19 protein-coding genes are annotated in these 22,518 nt (G+C 59.2%); 9 read left to right on the top strand and 10 right to left on the bottom strand.

What is annotated here, in order from left to right:
* Positions 1-588, top strand: a 588-nt coding sequence (locus tag NKJ13_RS23855; protein WP_352778555.1) for a hypothetical protein, incomplete at its 5' end; no start/stop codon positions are given.
* Between the two features lie 699 nt (positions 589-1,287).
* Here the strand turns inward: NKJ13_RS23855 and NKJ13_RS23850 are convergent.
* Positions 1,288-1,797, bottom strand: a complete 510-nt coding sequence (locus tag NKJ13_RS23850) for a ferritin-like domain-containing protein (protein ID WP_352508344.1) — start codon at positions 1,795-1,797, stop codon at positions 1,288-1,290.
* Positions 1,798-2,441: 644 nt separating this feature from the next.
* Between NKJ13_RS23850 and NKJ13_RS23845 the strand changes: the two genes are divergently transcribed.
* The 5 genes from NKJ13_RS23845 (at position 2,442) to NKJ13_RS23825 (ending at position 7,899) form a co-directional block, all read left to right on the top strand.
* Positions 2,442-2,795, top strand: coding sequence for a hypothetical protein (locus tag NKJ13_RS23845; RefSeq protein WP_023680319.1), 354 nt, complete (start codon positions 2,442-2,444; stop codon positions 2,793-2,795).
* 1,009 nt (positions 2,796-3,804) lie between these two features.
* Complete coding sequence (locus tag NKJ13_RS23840; RefSeq protein ID WP_023677854.1) at positions 3,805-4,167, top strand: hypothetical protein; 363 nt, start codon at positions 3,805-3,807, stop codon at positions 4,165-4,167.
* A 378-nt stretch (positions 4,168-4,545) separates the two neighbouring features.
* Complete coding sequence (locus NKJ13_RS23835) at positions 4,546-4,911, top strand: hypothetical protein (RefSeq protein ID WP_023677855.1); 366 nt, start codon at positions 4,546-4,548, stop codon at positions 4,909-4,911.
* Positions 4,912-6,001: 1,090 nt separating this feature from the next.
* Entirely contained in the window at positions 6,002-6,526 is a 525-nt protein-coding gene (locus NKJ13_RS23830; protein WP_023677856.1) for a YciE/YciF ferroxidase family protein, read from the top strand.
* A 206-nt stretch (positions 6,527-6,732) separates the two neighbouring features.
* Positions 6,733-7,899 carry a glycoside hydrolase family 1 protein gene (locus NKJ13_RS23825; protein ID WP_352778553.1) on the top strand — a complete coding sequence of 389 codons (1,167 nt, stop codon included), beginning with the start codon at positions 6,733-6,735 and terminating at the stop codon, positions 7,897-7,899.
* Between the two features lie 251 nt (positions 7,900-8,150).
* On the opposite strand, the gene glf is transcribed toward NKJ13_RS23825, so the two are convergent.
* Positions 8,151-9,293 carry a UDP-galactopyranose mutase gene (gene glf, locus NKJ13_RS23820; protein WP_352778569.1) on the bottom strand — a complete coding sequence of 381 codons (1,143 nt, stop codon included), beginning with the start codon at positions 9,291-9,293 and terminating at the stop codon, positions 8,151-8,153.
* Between the two features lie 2 nt (positions 9,294-9,295).
* The gene (locus NKJ13_RS23815) at positions 9,296-10,468 is read right to left on the bottom strand and encodes a glycosyltransferase family protein (protein ID WP_352467856.1); all 1,173 of its coding nucleotides are present in this window, start codon (positions 10,466-10,468) and stop codon (positions 9,296-9,298) included.
* Positions 10,469-10,867: 399 nt separating this feature from the next.
* On the opposite strand from NKJ13_RS23815, the gene NKJ13_RS23810 reads away from it, so the two are divergent.
* On the top strand, positions 10,868-11,791 hold the full coding sequence (locus tag NKJ13_RS23810) for a glycoside hydrolase family protein (RefSeq protein WP_352508321.1): 924 nt from the start codon (positions 10,868-10,870) through the stop codon (positions 11,789-11,791).
* Positions 11,792-12,024: 233 nt separating this feature from the next.
* On the opposite strand, the gene NKJ13_RS23805 is transcribed toward NKJ13_RS23810, so the two are convergent.
* Together NKJ13_RS23805 and NKJ13_RS23800 are read right to left on the bottom strand one after the other, a co-directional pair.
* The gene (locus NKJ13_RS23805) at positions 12,025-12,945 is read right to left on the bottom strand and encodes an ArsR/SmtB family transcription factor (RefSeq protein WP_352778551.1); all 921 of its coding nucleotides are present in this window, start codon (positions 12,943-12,945) and stop codon (positions 12,025-12,027) included.
* 430 nt (positions 12,946-13,375) lie between these two features.
* Positions 13,376-13,963 carry an alpha/beta fold hydrolase gene (locus tag NKJ13_RS23800; protein ID WP_352457920.1) on the bottom strand — a complete coding sequence of 196 codons (588 nt, stop codon included), beginning with the start codon at positions 13,961-13,963 and terminating at the stop codon, positions 13,376-13,378.
* A 241-nt stretch (positions 13,964-14,204) separates the two neighbouring features.
* Here NKJ13_RS23800 and NKJ13_RS23795 point away from each other — a divergent pair, with 241 nt between their 5' ends.
* The gene (locus NKJ13_RS23795) at positions 14,205-14,531 is read left to right on the top strand and encodes a hypothetical protein (RefSeq protein ID WP_352457919.1); all 327 of its coding nucleotides are present in this window, start codon (positions 14,205-14,207) and stop codon (positions 14,529-14,531) included.
* Between the two features lie 83 nt (positions 14,532-14,614).
* Here NKJ13_RS23795 and NKJ13_RS23790 read toward each other — a convergent pair whose 3' ends face one another.
* The 3 genes from NKJ13_RS23790 to NKJ13_RS23780 form a co-directional block, all read right to left on the bottom strand.
* Complete coding sequence (locus NKJ13_RS23790; RefSeq protein ID WP_352752461.1) at positions 14,615-15,067, bottom strand: YidB family protein; 453 nt, start codon at positions 15,065-15,067, stop codon at positions 14,615-14,617.
* 355 nt (positions 15,068-15,422) lie between these two features.
* Positions 15,423-16,292 (bottom strand): MBL fold metallo-hydrolase, encoded by an 870-nt coding sequence (locus NKJ13_RS23785; protein WP_352778549.1) that lies wholly within the window; start codon positions 16,290-16,292, stop codon positions 15,423-15,425.
* Between the two features lie 1,171 nt (positions 16,293-17,463).
* Positions 17,464-17,778: an alpha/beta fold hydrolase gene (locus tag NKJ13_RS23780; RefSeq protein WP_352467863.1), complete on the bottom strand. Its 315-nt coding sequence runs from the start codon at positions 17,776-17,778 to the stop codon at positions 17,464-17,466.
* A gap of 373 nt (positions 17,779-18,151) precedes the next feature.
* On the opposite strand from NKJ13_RS23780, the gene NKJ13_RS23775 reads away from it, so the two are divergent.
* Positions 18,152-18,790: a hypothetical protein gene (locus NKJ13_RS23775; RefSeq protein ID WP_352778546.1), complete on the top strand. Its 639-nt coding sequence runs from the start codon at positions 18,152-18,154 to the stop codon at positions 18,788-18,790.
* A gap of 16 nt (positions 18,791-18,806) precedes the next feature.
* Here NKJ13_RS23775 and NKJ13_RS23770 read toward each other — a convergent pair whose 3' ends face one another.
* Together NKJ13_RS23770 and ligD are read right to left on the bottom strand one after the other, a co-directional pair.
* Complete coding sequence (locus NKJ13_RS23770; RefSeq protein ID WP_352778567.1) at positions 18,807-20,468, bottom strand: DNA polymerase/3'-5' exonuclease PolX; 1,662 nt, start codon at positions 20,466-20,468, stop codon at positions 18,807-18,809.
* 107 nt (positions 20,469-20,575) lie between these two features.
* A complete protein-coding gene (gene ligD / locus NKJ13_RS23765; RefSeq protein WP_352778544.1) occupies positions 20,576-22,474 on the bottom strand; it encodes a DNA ligase D in 1,899 nt (632 codons plus the stop codon).
* Between the last annotated feature and the right edge of the window lie 44 nt (positions 22,475-22,518).

The following is a 22,518-nucleotide window of genomic DNA, read 5'->3' as shown; positions in this document are numbered from 1 at the left end:
TCGGTGGCGCAGGCGATTATTGACGATCTCAAGGCCAAGGCGGCTGCCAATCCGAGCGCTGCTTTGGCGATTGGGGCCGGTTTGGGGTGGCGTTTCCTCCGCCGTCCGCCGATCGCAACCGCACTTGTCGGAGCGGGATTGTTCAGCTTATTGCGGACCAATTCGGCCCGGCCACCCGGCGAGCAGCAGGTGGATCACCTATCGTACGCCAAGGAGCGCCTGAAGGAGCAATCTAGTGATTTGGCGGAAAGCGTCAGTGATTTCGCTCTTGAAACGGCTGGTAAAATAAAACGCCAAGCTGCCGAGTTGACCGGCGTGGCCAAGGAAACTGTAAAAGAGAAGACAGAACGTCTAGCTGCGGGTATCCGCCATAGCGGCGTTGGGCCGCACGAGGGCGAGACTGCCGCGAGAGCATCCGCACCCTTCGATGAAGCTTCGTTAGCTGTTCAAGACGCATCGGGCAATGAGCATACCGAGGACAAACTCCTTCTGGCGGCGGCAGGTTTGGCAGTCGCCGCGGCTGTCGGCTTTGCCTATCAACGACGTGTGAATGAGCAGATGGACACCGACCGAACTGGAAGAGCGTAGACAGAGGTCATTGCAGAGAAACAGTCGTCCTGAAGGCAAAGTATGATGCCGCGCTGACATTTATCGAGTCCCGACGAGTTCAGCCATCGGATTGCATATTCTGGAACCACGGACGGCGCGATGACGATGCGCACGGCGGAGAAGATCGGACAAAGCGGTCAACCCCTTCGAGCATGATGATCGTCGGCCGGTCGGTCACGGCCTTCAGCGAAACCGCCAGCGACCGGCTGAAGCGGAATTCACCCCGAAAACCGTGCAAGTGCTGCCGACCCCATAACGTGAGCGCAACGGCGCGCTCTGTCCGCTGTCAGGACGAACTTTCTCCGATCCGGCTTGGCGCTGCCGGTGCCCGCGCACGCAACTGCTCAGTCATCTAGAGCGTTCTCGGGCATTCCGCTATCGCGACCTCGTTTGGAACGTTTTAACACGCCCACTCGAGCTTTATTTCGCCGAGCGCTGCGCTAGCCCTTCCGATCTGGCTATTGCCAATGCGTATTTGACCAGGCTTGCGCAGGCGAACGCTTCGACTCTCTAAGTGACGACGCCGCAATATTAGCATCGCTCGTCGTTGCAATTTCTCGAAATGCGCAGCTCGACGACCGCCTGCTAGGCGTGTTCGTTGCCCAGCGTTCACGAAGGGGGACGCGCTAGCGGACGAATCCCGATCACCCAGTTTACGGTTACTACGTTCCTACCCGATCACCGCTTGGCGCTGTCGCTGTCCGCTTCGGCCCGCGCAAGGAACTGCTCGGTCGTGGAGGGAAGACGGGATTTCAGCCAATCCGCCATCGCGACTTCCTCTCGCAGATTCTCTTCGCAAGCCCGAAGTACCTCGCTTTCGCCGAGCGATCGAGCAGCGGCAATCAGGATCGTGTAGGAGGCGATTTCCATGTGCTCGAACGTGTAGCTCGCGAGCGATCCTTTCATCACCTCGTCTCCAGCGAAGACGCCGCTCAGCGATTGCGCCATCGCCGTCAGCTTACCGCCAGCATCCTTCATCGTGGATGAACCCTCGTCCATCTGATCGAGACAAGTCTTGAGCCGGGCAGCCTGTTGCTTGGTCTCGTCGAGGTGCTGTCGGATTCGGTCGCTCAGTTCGGGATAATTCTCGATACGACTCAACTGCCCGTTCAACATCGTTTCGGCCTGCTCTTCCATGGCATGGGCATCTCTAAGCCATTGGACAAACCATTCGCGGCTTTCTGACATCTCGAATCTCCTTTGCGATCTAAGGAAACTTTCAGAAGAGGACATTGTTCCGGAGTAGAGCCCGCCGAACGGGCCTTGACCGTCGCAGAGATCAGCGCCGTGGCGGGTCTCAATTCACCTCGCGAAAAATCCTGCAGCGATGCGTGGAAAAGGCGAAGATCGGGAAGATCGGCGCAAGGAAAACGGCCCGTGGACGCTCGCCGCTGCGCCGCTCCATCACAAAGTCCAACTGGCACTGGCCGCTTCCTGGCCATCCGACGCGGCGACATATTGAAGGTCCCGCATGGCATACTGCGACCGCTGCATGTCGTTCCTGGCAAGTAAGAACGGCAAGCAGATGAAGCTACCAGCGCTCGGCGAAGCTGAAGTGGATTCTCGACGAGGCGCTGATCGCGGCCGCTGGCGCTCCGCATTGAGCCTTGTGCCTCACCGCGCCACCGCAGTCACAAGGAACGCGACGGCCTCTCCGCTCGTTGATTGCTTTTCGACTCGAGCCGCCGTCATGAGGTTCTAATATACGCCGGCCATCCTAAGGCTGACCTACGACCAGAGTTACAAAAGTTGAACTTCATCGGGGAACACTCCTTCTGTCTGCCTGTTCAATTTGCCAGGCGCATCCCGCGCATTCAGACAGGAGAAAGAAGATGAAACGCATCCTTTTGGCTTCGGCCGTGCTGGCGGTGTCGGCCGGGCTTTCCTTTGCCCAGACGACCAGCGGAACTTCGAGCGGAACCTCGACGAGCGGAACCTCGACCACGACGACCATGCCCAGCACGACGGATCAGGGCACCGGCACGACGAGCAGCGGGACCAACATGTCCGGCGATCAAGGCACCGACACGACCACCACCAGCGGCACCACAAATCCGAACTCGGCCAGAGACTGCGCGCCCGGCCAGCAGACTGGCAGCGCTCAGCAGGCGGCGCCAGGTCAGCAGGACACGGCAGCCAACACCGCCGCGCCAGGCCAGGTCAAAAAGACCGACGAAGGTTGCTGATTGGCACATCGGCTCAGGTTGGAATCACCAGCGTGTGGCTGGCTGATCTCCCCCGACCACCGCCTGAAGTCAACTCGGCTGGCGAGCAAGTTGCCGCCAGCCGAGCGTCAGTTGAGGAACCTTGTGCTTGCTTGTGCTTTCAGTGGGCAGGCCTGGCTTCTGTTTGCTTTCGGTCAGATACATATCCGCCTGCTCGCGCATCATGCCTGAAGGGAGCTGCGGTCGCGCTCAGAGGAGAGCCGCGCTGTATTGCCGATAGCGCTAGAGCGAAGAAGCCCTACGGCAACCGGCAGTTGGACTGACACCAAGTTGGCTCCGAGAGCGTTGGGAACAGCCTGGCACGGCACGTTGCTCAGTTTGGACCTTCGCAAAGGATGCATGGATGGCGAAAGACGTTTCTCGCGAGGAAGAGCAACGCGGCACCGGAAAGGTCCTCATCTGGGGCGCCGCGATCGCCCTTGTTCTCTTTGTTGCCCTGCTGGCCATATTCGTTCTGGGGTAGTCCTGACTGCTGCAGCAGGATCTAACTTGGGTGCACGACGTTCTGAGCCTAGAGAGCTGCAGAGCCTACTTGGATCTTGAGCACCGTGGGGTTGAATGCAAGTCCGTGTGGTGCAAGTGACTGCTAGGCTTTCACGGTTTTGGTGTCCTCTTCGGTTTAGATGCCGCGGGCCGACGTCACAGCAAGTGCGGCCTTCAGGCGCTGCTCCCGAAGCCGCGGTCTTTGCGTCTCGTGCCGCACGCTCAATGTCGGTCAATCCTCGTGCAGCATCCGAGGCGCGCTCGTCTCTGGCTTGTCTTTCTTTCTCGGTAGGCAAATTCCTACACTCCGATGTGCCAGCACAGTCGGCTGTCGCACCCAACCACGGTCGCCATATCGTATTCCAACAGAAAAAACCCGCCTCGACTGCCGCTGAGCGCGCGCATCCCCGCCTCTGGAACGCTTCAAATACTTTGCCGTTGTTAAAGGCACCTGCAGGAGCCAGGCATGAGAGTATTCCAACGAATTTTGCCGCTCGCCGTGTTCGCCTTGCAGCTTTTTGCCGTGCAGTCATTTGCTCAGACCGAGCAGCAAGATCTGCCGGGGCAAGGCGCATCATCGACAACCGAAGATGCCCAGGATGTCGGCGTCGACGTTTCGCTTGGCAGGCACGAAGTGAAACAGCAGATCGCAAGGGAGCTTGGAATCTCCGAGGTGGAAGTGCCTCTGGCAGTTCATGTGCCTATCGAGCTCGCCAAGCGGGTCTGCGAGAAAGAGGTATTCGACGCACGCGCCAATGTGAACCGAAGCTGCACCGCGACGAAATACATCCCGGAAATTGCCGAAGCAGCACGAAATCGTCCGCAAACCTCTGCCGTTCCGGAGCAATAGGCGAAGACGAATACTATGGGATACAGAAGGGGTGCTTGGCTACTCTGGTCGATCGACAAAGCGCCCCCCGAAAGTGTGGAGCTTGCGCGTAAGTTTTCAGGCAGCGTCGATACCGCTTGGCTTCCCCAGAGGATGAATCAGTTTGGGGCCGTATGCTTCGACAAAAGGCGCACACCAGATTGCGAAGGCAACCTTCGACCAGTAGAGGCGGACACTGCTTGTTAGCAGCATCTTGATGATCGCCAGACTGACGAGCTTCTCTGGTCAGCCTAGTAGCTTTTTGAGACTCCCCGCCCTTTTAGGTATACTTTCCCCTGACTGGGCGTCCTCAGCTGCGAGCGACCATCGCCCTTCCGCCCCGATCGGGAGACAGCGCAGATGGAAACCTCGTTCAAGAACGAACTGTTGCGGCGCCTGAGCGCACCGGATCTGACGTTGCTGCAGCCTCACCTCGAAGCCCGTCACTTGGGACTGAGGACGCACCTGGAGCAGACCTCGGTCCCGATTGACACCGTCGATTTCTTCGAGAGCGGCCTCGGGTTAATGGTGGCGAAGCTTCGGGCTGAGGTCGAGGCCGAGGTTGGCCTTATTGGCTTTGACGGTATGACCGGGGCAGCCCTGGTCATGGGTGAGGACCGGTCCCCACACGATTGCTTTGTTCAATTGAAGGCTGAAGCTATTGCTATAGACGCGCGTTGGCGGATCGTTCTTATGGGCAGCCCGAGGCGGAATACATCCGACTGATCGGGACGCCCCCGTTGCTCATGATGTCACCCGTGCTGCCCTCTCTCCCGTCGCTGACCACATTCGGGAGGTGGCGATTGGCACCTGTCAGGACGTTCTGGCAAGGGTTGTCCAACGGTATGAAACCGCAGTGTCGATCCAGGACAGGATCGTTGAACATTGCAAGGAGGTCGGATTAACACCGCAAGCAGATGAAGCTTTTTTGCAGGCCTTGTGGTTGTCGCTGGCGAAGGCCAGGACGGCCTTGGAGCGTGAGGTCCCCCCGGCACCGCTGCACCTGGCCGGCCGCTCTAGTCCTGGACAATTGCCGACCTCGTCGCTGGTCAGCATGCCAGAATGTCGATGGCGGAAGCCATGAGGACCCCGATTGAATGTTCTCATTCGTTTGTGATCGGGGGTGCAAGTCAATCCGGCTCCAGCGCATGTTGGCCTCAGGAACAAACCGCCGTCGCATCCGTTCAGCATCGCGAAGGACGACACGGCTGTCCACGGCCTTTCCGGTACTGCAAAGGAGACATGACATGCTCGGTCCGCAGAGGGGTTTTCGAAGACCATCTGAGGCTTCGCGCCGCTGGCGACATCGAGGAGGATCTTAGGTGCAACTATGCTGTGGACGTGGTCCTCTTGACCTCGAATTCGAATTTAGAGGCCATGATGCCGTCCGCCTGTCGTCCAAACGCCTGCGCGAGCAGCTGCCTCAAGGTGAGTTCAACTACATCGGAAAACAGGTCCGCGGCCCCTATACACTGCTGATCTGGTCGGCAACTTCGTCCAGGTTCGACGCCATTGGGGGCCCGAGAAGAGATCGGGAACCTTGATCAGGTGCGGGCAAAGGTCCGTTGCGAAAAATGCGGCCGCAAGGACTCGATGACAGCGGAAACCCTTCAGGCAGACGATCCTCATTCCGGAACTTCCGCAATGGAGCGCAGCCGAGATGCTCAAGCCGCTGCTGGCGCGGCGGACTGAAATCAGCGGTCAACCCGACCGTCGCTCGCTGTTGGCTGCCGGTGTGCCGTCGCCGAAGGAACAACAAGAGACTGGTCCAGTTAGAGCCATGCATGCGTCGATAGAAATGAAAGAGGAGATGACAATGGCGACGAAAAAAAGCTCTCAGGGCAGCTCCAAGGGCTTGGAAGACCTTTTCTATGATGGTCTGAAAGACATCTACTACGCCGAACGCAAGATTCTGACGGCGCTCCGGAAAATGGCAAAGGGCGCGGAGTCCGAAGAGTTGAAGGCGGCGTTCGAAAAACATCGTGACGAGACGGAAGGTCAGATCGAGCGTCTGCAGCAAGTTTTCGACGCCTTTGGCAAGAGAGCCCAAGGGAAAACGTGCCCGGCGATCGACGGCATCATCGAAGAAGGACAGGAGATTTTGGAGGAATTCGAGGAGGCTCCGGCATTGGACGCGGGTCTCGTGGCTGCAGCCCAGTCCGTCGAACATTATGAAATAGCGCGCTACGGGACTCTTGTCACATGGGCCGGGTTACTTGGCTTGAAAGACGCCGTCCCGCTACTCGAACAGACGCTCAAGGAAGAAAAAGCAACCGATGAGGCGCTCACCCGACTAGGCGAAACAGGCGTCAACGAACGGGCGATGCAACAGGCCGCATAACTTCGGATCGAATCGACGCGACCGCGGCCCCCGGCAGACGGGATTGGAGCTTGGTTGTATTCGCCAATCCAGGCACACGTGTACACCGCAGCCGCCGAGCCGTCGACGTGGTGGTGGCCGACCGGTTTCGACTAGGCCACCGGAACTGACAATGGGGGACTGCGAATGCGATTACTTGCCCACGCCTTGGGCGACAGGATGTTGGTATGAACGAGGATACCGCTCGTCGGCCCACGGCAGGCTCTTCCGGGTTCGACAGCTTTTTCATGGCTGGTTTCGAGTGTTCCTCCCACAGGCGCGCCGACGGGGCCCGTCTTGATCTGATCCGCGCGACCTCACATGACATCCATGCACATGCCGACTATCGCCGTTGTGCCGAGCTTGGGCTTCGCACGATCCGCGACGGCTTGCGCTGGCACCTGATTGAAACAGCGCCCGGAGTCTTCGACTGGTCGAGTTGGACGTCGGCGATCGAAGCAGCCCAGGCGGCCGGGGTGCAGATTATCTGGGATATCTTCCACTATGGCTCGCCAGACCATATCGACCAAGGTGGCCCGGGGTTTATCAAGGCCTACGTCCGTTTCGCCGCGGAAGCTGTTCGGGTTCATCGCTCCGCTACCGGGGTGGCTCCCCTGGTGTGCCCGATCAACGAGATTTCGTTTTTTGCATGGGCTGTGGAGGTCGGCTATTTCCCCCGCGTCGGGCCGAACAAGCGTGGGTGGTTCAAACGACACCTTGTCAGGGCAGCGGTCGCCGGCGTGAGGGCCATGCGGGAGGCCGAACCCGGCTGCAGGTTCATCTGGGCTGAACCGCTGATCCATATTGCTCCTCGTGACCGTACTCACCCCGAGCGGCAGCGCGCCGAAAATGCTCGCCAGGGGCAATTCGAGGCGTATGACATGCTGATTGGGCGCGTGGAACCGGAGTTGGGCGGCAGCGAGGACGTTGTGGACGTCATTGGCCTCAACTTCTATCCGCACAACCAATGGTACTTGAATGGCCCAACGATACCGATGGGGCACCACGAATACCGTGCACTTTCGGAAATGCTGGTCGAGGTCGCCGAGCGATACAAGAAGCCGATGTTCATCGCCGAGACCGGCGCCGAAGGTTCAGGCCGGCCAGCCTGGCTTCACTACGTTTGCGACGAAGTGCGCGATGCGACGAGCCTCGGTGCACCTGTTCAGGGTATATGCCTGTACCCGGTGACGGCCTACCCAGGTTGGGACAATTCGCGCCACGCCGAAGTCGGCTTGTTCTCCACCATTCATGCGGACGGCTCGCGCACTGTTCGCAAGCCACTTGCGGACGAGTTGGAACGCCAGCGCCGATTGTTCGAGGTGTTTGGAAAAGAACCAGCAAGCGCGGTATAGTTCTGCCGGTCGAACAGGGCGCCGGGCTTCCTGCGTTAACGACGACATGACTAAAACTGTCGCGAAGCTTGGCCGCGGTGATGAGAGCCAGGACGGTGAGCTTGGCGGGTTTCGCCGAGGATAACGGCTAGGGAAGGCCTCGATTGCTGCGAGCCGCAACTTGCATGCCGAATTCGGCCAATCGGCCGCGTCCGTGACCAACACAACAACCCAACGTAGGATCGATCGAATGCCCCTCAACTATGTAATGTTCACTCGGCCGCCTCGCGCTGCACCGACGGGGGCACAATCGCGGTTGCCGGCAGGCTCCTCTGAATGCGCCCGAACGTAGCCAATGCCTGGCCGACCACCTGATCCATATTGTAATAGCGATATGTTGCAAGACGTCCGACGAACCAGACCTCCGGGCACGCCGCGGCCAAAGCTTCGTATCGTTTGTACAAAGCCTCGTTTTCGGCCCGCGGCACCGGGTAATAAGGATCTCCGACGTCGGTGGGGTATTCGTAGGTGAGGCTGGTCTTCGGACTCTGCTGACCGGTCAGATGCTTGTACTCGGTGATCCGTGTGTATTTTTCCGTCTGCGGATAGTTGACGACGGCGACCGGTTGAAACTGCTCGCAATCAAGTGTCGTGTGCTCAAAGCGCAGCGAACGGTAGGGCAAGCGACCAAGCTTCCAGTCGAAATACTCGTCGATCGGACCGGTGTAGATCATCTGCTGGAAGGGGATCTTGTCGCGAACTTCGCGGTAGTCGGTCTGCAGCATGATCTTGATCTTGGGACTATCCAGCATGCGCTGAAACATGCGCGTATACCCGCCTGCCGGCATGTTCTGGAAGCTGTCGCCAAAATACCGATCGTCGCGATCGGTCCGGGTCGGGACTCGCGCCGTCACTGACTTGCTCAACTGGGAAGGGTCGACACCCCACTGCTTCCTGGTGTAGCCGCGGAAGAATTTCTCGTAGAGCTCTCTGCCTACTGTGCTCACCACGACGTCCTCGGCGGTGCGGACTTCTTTGACCGTTTCGCGTCGGAAAGCGAAGAAGTCCTGCAGCTGCTCGGACGTCAATTCAAGGCCGTAGAGGCGGTTTATGGTGTCGAGATTAATCGGTATCGGCAGCAGCTTTCCATCGACAAGCGACAGCACGCGATGTTCGTAAGGCCGCCATTGCGTGAATTGCGACAGATAGTCGACGATCGATTGGGCGTTGGTGTGAAAGATGTGAGGCCCGTAACGGTGAATTAGTATTCCCGCCTCGTCGTAGCAGTCATAGGCATTGCCGCCGACGTGATTTCGTCGGTCTATGATCAGGACGCTTTCCTGCCGTTGCGATGCGATACGCTCGGCCAGCACACTGCCGGCGAAACCGGCCCCTACGATCAACCAGTCGAACACGCTCACGCCCTCCTCAGGAATGGGACGACGCTCTTCATCGCATGGGCGCGCTCGATGTGGGCAGCCATCGCGCTCCAGGTCTTCTCCCAGGACATGTCGGCGAGGTAGGCGTCGGCTTTCTTCACCAGGAAATCGCGGGGGTGGGCCAGGATCGAGCGAAGCTTGGCCTCGATGTCCTCCGCCTCGACAATCTCGACAAGGCCTTCGACGCCGTAGGTACGCACAACGTCGACGATCGCCGTGGACAACACCGGCAGTCCTGCCGCAAGAAACTCGGGAGTCTTGGTCGGGCTGATGTAGCGGGTCGCTTCGTTGAGCGCGAACGGCATCCAGCCGGCACTCCAATGCCTGAGATAGTTCGGCAGGTCTGCATAGGACTTGCCGCCCAGCCAATGCAGGTTGCCTGCCGTGGGAAGGCTCGCCCGATCGATCTTGACGACAGGGCCGAGCATGACAAAATGCACGTCTGGCATTGCCGCAGCCGCATGCGCGATAAGTTCAAGGTCGAGCCGTTCGTCGATGACCCCGAAGTACCCCACCCTCGGGTGAGGTATGTCGGCCTGATCGAATGGGTCTTCACCTGGCGCCCTAGCCTGATGGAAATGGGTAACGTCGATGCTGCTCGGGAAGGGAAAGATCGCCCGATGCAAGCTGCGCTTGGCCTCGTAGAGGCTCTGCCCGCCCGTGAAGACGACATCGGCACGTTGCAACAGCGCCTTTTCCAACTGCGTCAACTCTGCGGGAGCGTCTTTGAACGCGGAGAGTTCATCCATGCAGTCGTAGACGCAGACGTCACAGGCGAGATGATCGCTGAAGCGTAGCGCCATGGGCGTGTAATACCAGGTCGTCAATCGGTCATGCGGCGTGGAGGCGAGGATCTGATCGACGAACCTGCGCTGGATTGCGTCCGCCCTGGTCGCGGAAGTACCAACTGGGATCAGCGGGGTCACTATTCTGATCTTGGGGGTAATATTGTGCACCCGCATCGAAGGGTGGCGCCTCTCATCGAAGATCGGCTCTTCGAAGTAAATTAGCTGTTGCTGTTTTGACGCCAGGGTCAGAATGTGTTGTGGTCTCTGATATACGAAGTTCCATCGGAGGTGTGAAAAGCAAATTAAAATAGACGGTTGTACAGGGTTTTTTGGTGTTTTGGCCCGGCCCGCCGCCATTTCCATGTAGATTATCCTTCGATATAGTTACAAAATGCCTCGACTAACAAAAGTCAATCGAGGCAGCTTTGACATGAAGTTCGCAGCCTTCTATATAACTTCCATCCCGATAAGTTGTTCCATAGCTCCAAACTGTCTCGGGCGAGACCAGCCGTCCGCTCCACTTGCGACGGCTCGACAGAGAAGGGGCGAGCCGGCCGCCCCCATTCGATCCACATGATGAAGCCCCTCGCGTCAGGTCGGGCTCCCCAAATGTGGCCCTTTGCCACAGAGCGGTTCAAATCCTTCAATCGTTCAACAACCGTTCATCAGCGGAGCTATAAATACGCTTGGAATCGATTCATCTGAGTCGCGCCGGTGGTTCATTTGAATGGAGCCCGAGACGAATCGAGGGATGGCTGGCGAATGAAGATCGACTTTGAAACCAACGTCTTTCCATTGTTTCACCCGCAGGTTGTGGATGATCTGAAGGACCCTTGTCCGGTGTTCGATGGCACGCTCTGGCACGTCTTCGGCTCCAGCGGCACCGTCACAACCGAGAGCTGGAAAATCCTCCACGCCACAGCGCCGGATCTTTATGGACCCTGGACAGAGCACGAGGCGATCGTTTTGCCGGTAACCGGATCGGGCATTGCGGCGCCCGGCGTCATTCATGAGTGCGGCGTCTTCCACATGTTTATCCAGACCGAATTCATGAAGTCCGGCGGACGTTGCGAGCACGCGGTCTCCAATGACGGCTTTCATTGGGTGGTGCTCAATCCGGCGATATTGTCGCTGCCCGACACCGATGAGGACGGCATCTACGATCCCCACCCCGCAATCGTCGGAGGCAAGCGCTATATCGTCTATTCAGGCATGCCCAAATTCACCAGGGTGCCCCAGCCTGATGTCTATCTGGCGCGCAGCCAATCCGATTCCTGGTTCGGGCCATGGAAACGTCTCGGCAAGATACTCGATCATCTCGACGTGCCGCATCACAATGCGCGCGAACACCCGGATTACGAATGGGGGATCGAAGGCGCGCAGCTCGTCGAGCTGCCGGACGGTCGTGTGCTTCTTAACGCCACCTGCTTCCTCCCCGAAGGTCCGCGCGGCAGCCGGCAGCGCGTCTTCTTCGCCATCGCCAATGACGTCAAGGGTCCCTACGTTTCCGTTGGCCCCGTTCTCGACCCTGGTGAGCCCGGCGAGAATGGCCATTCGACCGTAATGATCGAAGGCCGGCAATTGACTTTGTTCTACCAGAGCAGGCGTGAGGCTACGAACCATCGCTGGCGGTTCGGGTTGGCTAAGTGTGACCTGGATCGGCATATACTTTCGAGAGTTGCCTAGATGGTAAGTTCCGGCATTTGCCGGAACGGAGGATAATCTGGCTGTTGGTTGGTGGGACGGATCCCTTTGTACTGGTGATTGAGGGTAGCAGGGGATTCGCAGCCAGTGGGCAAAGCTTGCGACGAGGGATCTATACACGTCAGGCAAGCCGGTCGCCTCATGGACGGCGGTGCCAGCTGCAAGCCTAGCCTAGCAATGAACTGTAACTGAGCGCAGCAACGCGGCCAATCGATTCACGCGGTTTTGATCCTGAGCAGGATGTCCTGATCGTAATTTCCAAAGCCCTTGCCGAAAATATTGATCCCGCCGGGGCGCTTGGCATCGTCCTTGACGCCGATACGGACGCGGATTGAATGATGGCTCTTCAGATCGAGTGCGGCGAGGCCGGTTTCGGAAATCCTGAGGCCGTCGACATAGGTGCCGTCATTGGCAATTCGCCAGTTCTTCAGCTTACCGTATTGCGAGCCCTTAAGCTTCCACCAGGTGGGCGTGAAGACGCCGCGCTTGTCGCCGAAATCCCCCGGCGACGTCCAGGTGCCGACATCGACGCCATTGATCGTCAGCGTGATGTCCGAGGGCCAATCGGCGCTGGTGCCCGGCACTTCCGAAGACAGCTCTATCGCAACTTCGAGTCCGGTGATCTCGGCATTGGCGAGCTTGGCATTGTTGGGGAACTGGTATTCGACAAAACCGCGCGTGAACCATAGCAGACCGGCCTTCATGCGGTCCGGATCGAGGAAAGTGTTGGGAACATCGAGCAGACCGATGATGCCGTCCGGCGAACAAAGGCCGCAGGGCGCGGTAACCTCGAAGCCGGTATAAAGCCCGATCGGCATCGACACTTCGATCGCGTCGTTCTTGACCGCACGATATTCGCTCTTGAACACGACGAGCACTTTTTCGGCGGTCGGATAGCAGATTTTCCGGTTGCCTTTCTTCGCTCTCTCGGTGCGGATCAGCCCCGCATCCTCCAGCACCTGGATGTTGGTCGAGACGGTCGACTGCGGAAGCGACAGCACGGCGGCGATTTCGTTGACATTCATCGGCCCCTTCTCATGCAGCAGTTTCAGCATCGAGATCCGCGCCGAGGAGGCAAGCCCCTTGAGCACGGCAATGCCTTCCTCAGGTTCGATCACCAGAAAATTGCGACTCATGAAATCGCCAGTCTATGCTCGTGACAGAGGTTATGGCTTCGCTCATTGCAACGGCGCTGACCGAAACGCCGAGCCGTTGATTTGGTTACATTAAGCCCTCGACCGTCAGTATGCATCGCAAGCCGTACCCGCAAGGATGGTGCGACATGTCTACATTTGTTCTCCGACCGCCAGCTCCTTGTAGTGCGGGGGTGCTTGTCAGTCCGTGGCCTCGATTTGCAGACGACTAGATACTGGCAGCCACAAAGAGAGGCAGAAGCCGAACACGGAATTGGGGCCGTTCCCCTGGCCAAATCCCCAAGATACGGGACCTCGACGTCGATGTTAGCCGAACCGGCGCGGATGGATGCACAGGATGCGGTTCGCTGAAGTGCGTGCCGCCGTGAAGTAAATCATCGGATTCGCCACCCGATAGAGTCGGGACGGGGTTCTACCTATTGCTTTTGAGCATGATCTTTTCCGAAAATCGCGATTCCACTTCTTCGGGATCGCGCCAGTGCCGGCCTACTTCACTGCTGGCCGCGGCAGCGACCCTGTCCACCATGGCGAGAACAGCTAGCGGTGCGGTGTGGTGGACCATGTGGCCGGCCTGCGGGATGATATCGACAAAGGAACCAGGAATCTCCGATTGTAGTCTAAGAGCCTCGGCTTTCGCATCGAACAACCGGTCGCCGGCCCCGGCAATAATGCCGGCAGGCATCAACAGATCATTGTAGCGGGTGAAGCGGCCGCCGGCCAGCGCGTCGGCCAGCATCAATCCCGATTCGGCCGCGATCGACCGCAGCTGTGAGGCCAGCTGGCGATGTCCTTTGCCGACGAAGCAAACCCCGCAGAGACGATGCCGGGGCGAAATACTTGCCCATGGCGAGCGGCCAGGTGAGCAGCACAAGCAGCGGCAGCAAAATGTGGGGGAAAACACCACCGGCGACAGGCAAGGGTGGCAGCCCGCCAGCGCAAGGCCCAGGCGCGGCGGCACCGATGAAGACTTCCGATCGAATCGTCGTCCGATCGAGCTCATCGACTCGCCCGCCTGCCATCGAACCCAAACTCAGGCCGCTGAGCGGCCGAGTAGTAGATGCGACTTCGCTGCTTCATGGCTCACACTCCACTTTCAGAAAAGAGCGTGTGTTGCTGCGATCCGTTGAATCCGCCACCCAAAGCGGACGCGCCGCGAACGCGGCTGCTAGGCAGGCCGAAGCCTGTGCAAGTACAGCTGTGCGTCACAAGCCAAGTGAACCAAGAAGCTGCACGAACCGCGGGTGATCGCGAATGGCGTCGAAATCGACTTCGTGACGGATTCGTTCCAATACGTTCTGACTCATGCTTCCTCCGACGGCTCTTTCCAGGTACCGCACCGCTGCTCCACTTCCCCGAGCACGGAATACATGCAAGCGGCGTTGTACTGCGTCACGAAGTCGTCCGGATCGATCGCCAGCGCTCTGGCCAGCCAGGAACGCGCCCTTCTTCCGCTCACCGATATACGCGAGCGCGAGGGCGCCGCGATGCAGCGGTGCCGCATTTTCAGGATGGCGGCCAGTTGCGCGTTCGGCGCGCTCGAACCAGATCCTTGGTTCCCGAGCGGATGAAGGCGATCGCGCAGGAGCGTCCCCGAGTGTAGAGTTGCCACCCCGGATCTCGCCTTGGCCGGCTGCATTCCTGGCTGTGTCTCCTAGGATACATTGTCGAGCAGGGTCGACTCATCCAAGCCTTGTCTCGGCTCAGGCGGCCATTCACCATTCGGCGTCATCTCGTTGACTGCCTCGGGTAGATCCCGCGCAATCCTTCTGATTAGCTCCTCGCGCGAAAGGCCCGTCTGCATCGAAATGGACGTGAGTGTACCTTCGTCCATTGCCGCTTCGACGTCCCTTGGCTCGATCGGTTCGTTTGGCCCGCTGCCAACCCACGAGTCGACCTTCGATCCTGCCCCCACCTCCCTGAACCGGTCGAGGATCTCACCAAGGTCAGCCCTCGACACGCCATTCGTTATCTGAGCCAGAATTCTGCGTTGCGGGTCGTTTGGGTTAAGATACCCCGCTCCCGGAATCAATTCACAGAGCTTGTCGCGATTTTGGTATGCCAGAACGCCAAGCATCGCGATCGCCAATCTTCCCAGATTTGCCATTTGGTCTCCTCCACGGTTTGGCCGATGAGCGAAACGAAGCCAAGTCTTGGCGGATGACGACCCGTGTGGGCTCGAACAACTTCTTGCCGGTCGGCTCACCGGCGGAGAGGACGCGTCCTTCGGGGTACTCGTTTTCCATCTGACGTCTTCTCCTGACGCAGAACTTCGGGGCGCTTGGCCGCAGTCGCCCTGCACCGATCGAGCGACCCTAACCCGGCGCCTCCCGGGTTTGTTCCGCTTGTCAGAGTTTGTCGGCGACGATGGAGAGCGCGACCCGACGGGTAACTCTACCGGCTCGAGAGATAGAGTCTGCCCAACTTGATCATACTTCAGAACGACGGCGGCTCAGTTAGCCTCAGCTACCTAGGACTGCCGCCGGCTCGCGCACGAATTTCAATTTCGGCGGGACGGCCAACACCCTGAACCGCTCAGCCAGGCTGTCAAGAGCTTGACGCATGCCCACTCCCGCAGCAGGCGCACCGTGTCCACTGATGACCATCTGCGGGTTCAGGGCAGCCAGGTCCTTCACGGATCTTTCCGCCGCATCCCAGTCCGGCGTGAAGTAGCGCGGCGGACCGTGCATCTCAAGATCCTGAACGGCGACCTCATAGACTGACTCCTGACCGGTGGTGATGAAAGCGTCCCCTACGATCAGCGAGCGGTCCTCCTCGCGCCAGAGCGAGATATGCCCGGGGGCGTGCCCGGGCGTGTGTAGCCATCGCCATCCCGGCATTCCGGGGATCGATCCGTCGGCAGGTAAGAGTTCCAAACGGTTGCCAAGATCAATTGGCCCGCGGGGAAAAAGCGGCGAAAGCAGCGCCATCAGTCCACCCCCGACCCAGGGATCCGGTGGCGGATAGGATGCGGTTCCGTCCAAATAGAGGCGCTCGAGTGGATGCGCGAAGACAGGCACGTCCCACTTGTTCGCGAGGTCTAGAACCGTTCCCACATGGTCGAAATGGCCGTGGGTCAGAATGATCGCGGCCGGCCGTGCGTTCGTGCCAAACCGCTTTTCCGCGACCGCAAGAATGCTGCTGCGGGACGTCGGCAACCCGGTATCGATCAGCACCCAGTTCCGATCTCCGCTGCCCGGTGCGCCGAAGAACACGACATTGACGATTGCTAGCCGCAAATAGCCCAAGTCCGGTGCGATGCTCCAAGCGCCGTCGCCACGATCCTCGCGCCTGGCGTGGTCGATCTCGGAAAGTCGAATCTGAACGGTCATGTGATCCCGTGCCTCTCTTGTTGCTGAGCAGCCGCTCGAGTCAATCGGCGGCGGTGGTATATCGCCCCGAACTTGGCACGGCCCTCCTTGTTCCTCAGTCGCCACCCAGCTCCGGACAGTCCACCACAGGAACAAAGGCTAGACCAATCGTTTCGGCATTACCCGGTCACGCAAGGACGAGCTGGACTGAGCAACGAAGATGGCGCGCGCCCCATTGGATGCGGTATTTCGCCAACGCGGTTCCGGGTCCTAACAAGGCGGCCGAGTTCGAAGCCGACTGCTGAAAGAAGACTTCGAATGAGCGAAGTGGGGCGTATGGACGAGCACCAGGTGGAGGCTCCGGTTCCGCAAGCTTCGCCTATGACTGGTCAAGTTGGGCGCCAATGGTCGAGGCGGCCCGATCGGCAGGTGTCCAGGTTATCTGGGACATCTTCCATTACGGATCTCCAGACCATGTCGATCAGGGATCGCTGCATTTCATCGATGCCTATGCCTCGTTCGCGGCAGAAGCCGTGAGGGTACAGCGTTCGATCGCCGGAACACCGCCTCTGTTGTGTCCCATCAACTAGATCTCCTTTTTCGCATGGGCTGTTGAGGTCGGCTATTTCCCGCGTGGGGCCGAACAAACGTGGATGGTTCAAGCGGCATCTCGTGAAGGCTGCCATCGCGGGTGTTCGTGCAATGCGGGAGATCGACCCCGCCTGCAGATTTGTCTGGGCCGAGCCCCTTATCCAAATCGCTCCTCGTGACCGGACCCGCAGCGAACGGGGTCGGGCCGAAAACGCCCGTCAGGGGCAGTTCGAAGCTTACGACATGTTGCTGGGCCGCGTCGAACCTGAGTTGGGCGGGAGCGAAGATGTTGTCGATGTCGTGGGCCTGAATTTCTAGCCGCACAATCAATGGTAAATAAACGGGCCGACGATATCGATGGGACACCATGAGTACCGCGCTTTGTCGGAAATGTTGCTCGAGGTTGCTCATCGGTACGGCAAGCCGATGTTCATTGCCGAGACCGGCTCAGAGGGATCCGGCGGGCCGGCTTGGCTCCACTATGTATGCCGCGATGAGGTGCGTGCCGCTATGGGTGTCGGAGCATCGATTCGAGGGTATTTGCCTGTACCCGATAACGGCCTACCCGGGCTGGGACAATTCGCGTCATGCAGAGGTGGGGTTATTTTCGGCCATCCACCCGAATGGCACACGCCGCCTCCGTCAGCCCGTCGCGGACGAACTGGTGCATCAGCAAGATCTGTTCACGGCAAACCGGACGCGCTGATTGTGTTGCGACACACCGCAAGGGCGAGCACCGAAGACCAGGGCAAATTACGGTGTATTCCTCAGCCAAAATCGGCGCCACGCGATGCCAAGTGGCATGGGTGCGAGGATGACCGTGCAGCATCAGGAAGCGGTGGCCCCTTCCACCAACCCGCACTCTGAGCGTCGCTTCCGGAAGTTTGATCTGCTCCAGCGAGAAACCTTCAAACATGCAACTCCCTCCATTCGCAACATTTGCCAAACGTGTAAACGGAGAGGCAGTTCAATGTCGGCTTCCGCGGGATCTGAACTTGCCTTGTATTCCGCGAAGAGGTCGTGAGCCGAACGGCGGCTTTAACTGGTCCCTCGGCAATAACCGGACGGACAGCAAACGGCCCCCAAAAAGCCGCCAGGCGGCGACGCGCCTGATATCGCACTTCGAGATCAACTCTGCCGTTTCCTGTTAGCCGAAGTTGCAAACGGCCCCGCTCACAATCGTGGTTGCGCCTTTGGGCATCGTGGTTCAGACCGCTGGCGGATTAGAACTCTGTTGGCTTTGCGATCGGCTCATCGCTGCCGACTATCGGGGACCTATATAAAGGGGCATGTCCACGCGCCGTAAAATCAATGCAACAGCGAAGCTGATTGGAGAGTGGCCTTTAACCCCGGCTGCAACGTTTGGATCGTCCGTCAGAGCGAGGGGTATTTTTCTCGAAATACGCGCCCGCCTTCCAACGGAGTTCAGGAAATTGCTCAATATCGAGTCCCGCGTGCTTACCCTGCGCCTGTCTGAGGGCGCCGAGAATGGTGTGCAGGTGGTATTCGGGATCGTATCCAAAGCACTGCAGAATATCGAAGACCTGCCCGTAATCCCCCGTGAAATCGAGGACATTCTGACGATCTCGACGGCCGAACGGCACCGCTGGCTGAAAGATGGTCGCTTGCAGAGCGCCGGGACGAAAACGGTGAAACTCCGCGGGCGGGCAAGGAACATCACCTTTCACGTGTTCGACCCGCAGCACGTGGAGGATGTGCTTGACCGCGACCTGGTTACGGTCTGGCGCGAACAGGACGCAGCGACAGCTGCAGACAATAGGCGGCGAGCCGCGGGCAAGGCCGCTATGAAACGTGCTCAAAGAAGCGGTCGCGGAACTTCAGCTTCAGCTGGCCATGGCCCCGATGAGAACGCGCACTCCAGTTTGCGCGGCTGGGAAGATTTTGAGAAGGACGGACTCCTGCGCTGATAGGCGCACAAGCAGGTTAGGAGATTTGCCTGCGCCGTGCGAGATGCGCAAGGAGAGCCGTCAAACACATCGCGTTCAGGACCCGCTTCGCAGGGACACCGCCCTTGCGCGCCATCTCGACACCCCAATGCATGTGATCGAGCTCGTGGATCGAATGAGCGTCGGGATTGATGCTGAAGATGCAGCCCTGATCGAGTGCCTTTTGATGCCAGCGCCAGTCGAGGTCGAGTCGCCAAGGATGTGCGTTGATTTCGACAGCGACGCCGTGTTTCGCACACGCTTTGAGGACTTTGTCGACGTCGAGATCATAACCGGGCCGGCGCAACAGCTGGCGACCGGTCATATGCCCGATGATTGTCGTCCGAGGATTTCCGATCGCTTCAATGATACGCTCCGTCTGCTCCTTCTTGGGCAAGTTGAAGCGGCTGTGCACGCTCGCGACGACGAAATCGAACGTCTCCAAGATATCATTCGGGTAATCGAGCGAGCCATCCGCCAGGATGTCCGCCTCGATGCCCTTCAATATGCGAAATTTTCCATTGTATGCCTTGTTCAGCCGGTCAGCTTCGCGGTGCTGTTCAGCAATCTCCTGCAACGAAAGGCCGCCTGCGTAGTGAGCGGACTGCGAATGATCGGCGACACCATAGTATTCGAAACCGCGCCTACGCGTGGCTTCAGCCATTGCCTCAAGCGTTTCGGTGCCATCGGATGCGGTCGTGTGAGAATGCAGGATGCCATGCAGATCTTCATCCCGAATGAGGGCGGGTAGCTTCTGCTTTGCCGCTCGCTCAATCTCGTCCCTGCCTTCGCGCAATTCAGGCTCGATAAACTGCAAGTCTAGAGCTTGGTAGATTTCTTCTTCTGTCGCTGACGCGATCAGCTTTCTCCCGCGATGAAGCCCGTCGGCGTTTAGGGTGAATCCCTTGTCGGCCGCGAACGTCTTCAGTTGCTCAAGGTGGTCTGCCGAACCGGTTGCCTCGAGCAGGCTCGCGCCAAAGTGCTTCCTGTCCGTGACAACAAGCCTGAGGGCCATATCCTCGATTCCAGTCGACTTTCTGGCCTGCGCTACCAGGGCGAAGTCGGAAACGAGCTCGCAACCGCGTCGGAAGTCACCTGCAATTTCCACGCGCGAAAACTCTGGATGCTGTTGCTTTACCGATATGACCGCATGGTGGAGAAGAGCGGCGGCCTTGTGCAGGTGAAGTTGCGTTTCGCCGCTTCGCACGATGGCCAGGTTCTGCAGCAGCTTTGTCTGAAGCGCGGCGCCGAGGCCTTTGACTGGGCGGATGCGGTCTTCTCTCGCTGCGGCCTCGAGCTCCGCCAGCGAGTTCACGCCGAGCGCCTGATGAAGCTTCAGTATCTTATCGGGACGAAGCCCGGGTATGGCAAACAGCTCCATCACGCCCGCTGGAACATCCTCGCGCAGCTTCTCAAGGCTTGGGTGCGTGCCGGTTTGGTAAAGCTTGGTCACGATGTCTGCGATCGCGTCACCGATCCCCGGGATCTTGGTGAGGGCGCCGGCGGCGATGATCCGATCAAGCGGCTGCGACAGCGCCATCAGACTGTCTGCCGCGCGCAAGTATGCCTTTGTGCGATAGGGATTGTCGCCGCGCATAGACGCCCGTTGCGCGTATTCCCTTAAAAGACTGGCGACGGTCCTCGGATCGATTTTTGCCATGGCTTCAGCCAAACGAGACCGATCTCCGCAGGTTCCAATGAGGCAAGGCCGTGAGCGCCGCGTTGCCCTTTGAATCCCGGCTTTACTGCCTCTTCCCGCGTCGGACGCTACAGATTGGGCAAGGATTGGTCAGCGCGACCCCATCCCGCCAGAGCTTTGGAGGCTGCGCGTTTCTTTAATTCAGGAGCATCGCCCACGTGGAAATGAGAGGGCGCGTCTATTGTCTTCATCTCCGCCCACGTGATCGGTGCCGCGACAGGAGCGCCCGGACGTGATCTCGCGCTGTAAGGCATGATCGCGGTCGCCCCGCGCTGATTGCGTAGATAGTCCACAAAGATGCGACCCTTGCGGCGCGCCTTTGACAACACGGCCGTGAAATGGGCCGGATCGCTCCGGGCGACCGCCTGCGCCAGGCGAGACGCGAAGTCCTTAACCTGTGGCCACTCGGCGCCAGGGGTGAGCGGCGCGATGACGTGCACTCCTTTGCCTCCCGTCAGCATCGGGAAAGTCGTAAGTCCCAGCGATTTAAGGATAGCGCGGAACTGAAAGGCAGCGGCGCGGACGGCCTCAAAATCGAGGCCTTCATCGGGGTCGAGGTCGAACACGAGGCGGTCGGCCTTTTCGACATCCTCGATCCGAGCCCCCCATCCGTGCAGCTCGATCGTTCCCATCTGGACGCAAGTCATCAGTCCGTCGGCATCGTCGACATAGAGATATGGTTCCTCGTGCCCGTCTTTCTCTGTGATGCCGACGTGGTGGACTTTGTCGCCAAAGCTGCCGGCGTCGTGTTTCTGGAAGAAGCACTTCTTCGCGCGGCCCTGTGGGCATCGAACCAGACTGATCGGCCGGCTGCCAACCCAAGGAAGCATGATCGCCGCGACCGCTGCGTAATGGTCGGCGAGCTGTCCCTTGGTGATGTTGGACTCCGGATAGATGACGCGGTCACGGTTACTTATCGCGATGGTGGTTGTCGCAGACGCGGCGAGATCGGCTGCATGACGTTCCGTCTCGAGCACGACCGCCTCCGGCTTCTTGTCTTCGCGGAGACCAAGATAGCTCGGATGTCGTAATGTCCCTTCATTTGTCATTTCGGTGAAGGCAATGTCAGCGACCAGTTTCGGACGGAGCCAGTGTGCGCCGCGCACTTCGGCGCGTGGTGCGTCGACGGTGGCGGCCTTCTGCTCAAGCGGCGCCATGATCTTCAAGAGACGAAGAAGTTCAGCGGTATCGAAGCCGGTGCCGACTTTCCCGGCGTAACGCAGCTTGCCGCCGTCATGAACGCCAAGGATCAGGGACCGAAACGCGCGGACCTTGTCGGACGGCGTCCAGCCGACAATCACAAATTCCTGCCGCCTGATGCATTTGATCTTCAGCCAGCTTGCGCCGCGGGCCGCCACATAACTCGAATCCGCGAGCTTTGAGATGACGCCCTCAAGGCCGGCTGCGCAGAAGCGATCGAGCAGCTCTTCTCCGCGGCCGAGGATATGGTCGGAGTAACGAAGGACCGGATTTTTCGCAGGCAAGATCGCCTCCAGCTTCGCCTTGCGCACAAGAAGAGGAAGCCTTGTCAGATCTTCGCCGTCGAGCTGCAGCAGATCGAACGCATAAAAGTCGATAGTCGCCGGGGCACCCTTCAATGCATTCTGAAGCGCCTGGAAGTTAGATCTTCCTTCCGCATCGACGACCACAGCCTCGCCGTCAATCAGGGCGGAGCGCACCTTGAGCTTGCAAGCCTCGGAGAGGACCGAGGGAAAACGGCTAGACCAGTCCAGACCAGATCGTGTGTAGGCTCGCGCCTCGCCTCCGCCGACGGCAACGAGAATACGATAGCCGTCGTATTTCATTTCATGGATCCAACGATCACCGGCAGGGACCGTGTCCACGAGGGTTGCGAGCTGGACCGGCCGGAAAGCGGGCGGCGCTAAAGTGACCTCGTCACGAGCGGGCGACTTCGCTTGACTAGCGCTCGACGCATTGATTGCCTTACGCGACGTTGGCTTGACCACTCTGACCTAAACCATACTCGAGAGACGAAACAGCGGTATCCGCC

Origin of the sequence: Mesorhizobium sp. M0174 (assembly GCF_040322275.1) — a bacterium.
Taxonomy (GTDB): Bacteria; Pseudomonadota; Alphaproteobacteria; order Rhizobiales; family Rhizobiaceae; genus Mesorhizobium.
This window is presented reverse-complemented; position numbering and strand designations above follow the sequence as displayed.

What these genes read in the sequence shown, in the direction of transcription:
- NKJ13_RS23850 (WP_352508344.1), bottom strand. Translation starts at nt 1,797, where the DNA reads ATGTCAGAAAGCCGCGAATGGTTTGTCCAATGGCTTAGAGATGCCCAT.
- NKJ13_RS23845 (WP_023680319.1), top strand. Translation starts at nt 2,442, where the DNA reads ATGAAACGCATCCTTTTGGCTTCGGCCGTGCTGGCGGTGTCGGCCGGG.
- NKJ13_RS23835 (WP_023677855.1), top strand. Translation starts at nt 4,546, where the DNA reads ATGGAAACCTCGTTCAAGAACGAACTGTTGCGGCGCCTGAGCGCACCG.
- NKJ13_RS23830 (WP_023677856.1), top strand. Translation starts at nt 6,002, where the DNA reads ATGGCGACGAAAAAAAGCTCTCAGGGCAGCTCCAAGGGCTTGGAAGAC.
- NKJ13_RS23825 (WP_352778553.1), top strand. Translation starts at nt 6,733, where the DNA reads ATGAACGAGGATACCGCTCGTCGGCCCACGGCAGGCTCTTCCGGGTTC.
- NKJ13_RS23815 (WP_352467856.1), bottom strand. Translation starts at nt 10,468, where the DNA reads ATGGAAATGGCGGCGGGCCGGGCCAAAACACCAAAAAACCCTGTACAA.
- NKJ13_RS23810 (WP_352508321.1), top strand. Translation starts at nt 10,868, where the DNA reads ATGAAGATCGACTTTGAAACCAACGTCTTTCCATTGTTTCACCCGCAG.
- NKJ13_RS23805 (WP_352778551.1), bottom strand. Translation starts at nt 12,945, where the DNA reads ATGAGTCGCAATTTTCTGGTGATCGAACCTGAGGAAGGCATTGCCGTG.
- NKJ13_RS23800 (WP_352457920.1), bottom strand. Translation starts at nt 13,963, where the DNA reads ATGAGCTCGATCGGACGACGATTCGATCGGAAGTCTTCATCGGTGCCG.
- NKJ13_RS23790 (WP_352752461.1), bottom strand. Translation starts at nt 15,067, where the DNA reads ATGGCAAATCTGGGAAGATTGGCGATCGCGATGCTTGGCGTTCTGGCA.
- NKJ13_RS23785 (WP_352778549.1), bottom strand. Translation starts at nt 16,292, where the DNA reads ATGACCGTTCAGATTCGACTTTCCGAGATCGACCACGCCAGGCGCGAG.
- NKJ13_RS23780 (WP_352467863.1), bottom strand. Translation starts at nt 17,778, where the DNA reads ATGTTTGAAGGTTTCTCGCTGGAGCAGATCAAACTTCCGGAAGCGACG.
- NKJ13_RS23775 (WP_352778546.1), top strand. Translation starts at nt 18,152, where the DNA reads ATGTCCACGCGCCGTAAAATCAATGCAACAGCGAAGCTGATTGGAGAG.
- NKJ13_RS23770 (WP_352778567.1), bottom strand. Translation starts at nt 20,468, where the DNA reads ATGGCAAAAATCGATCCGAGGACCGTCGCCAGTCTTTTAAGGGAATAC.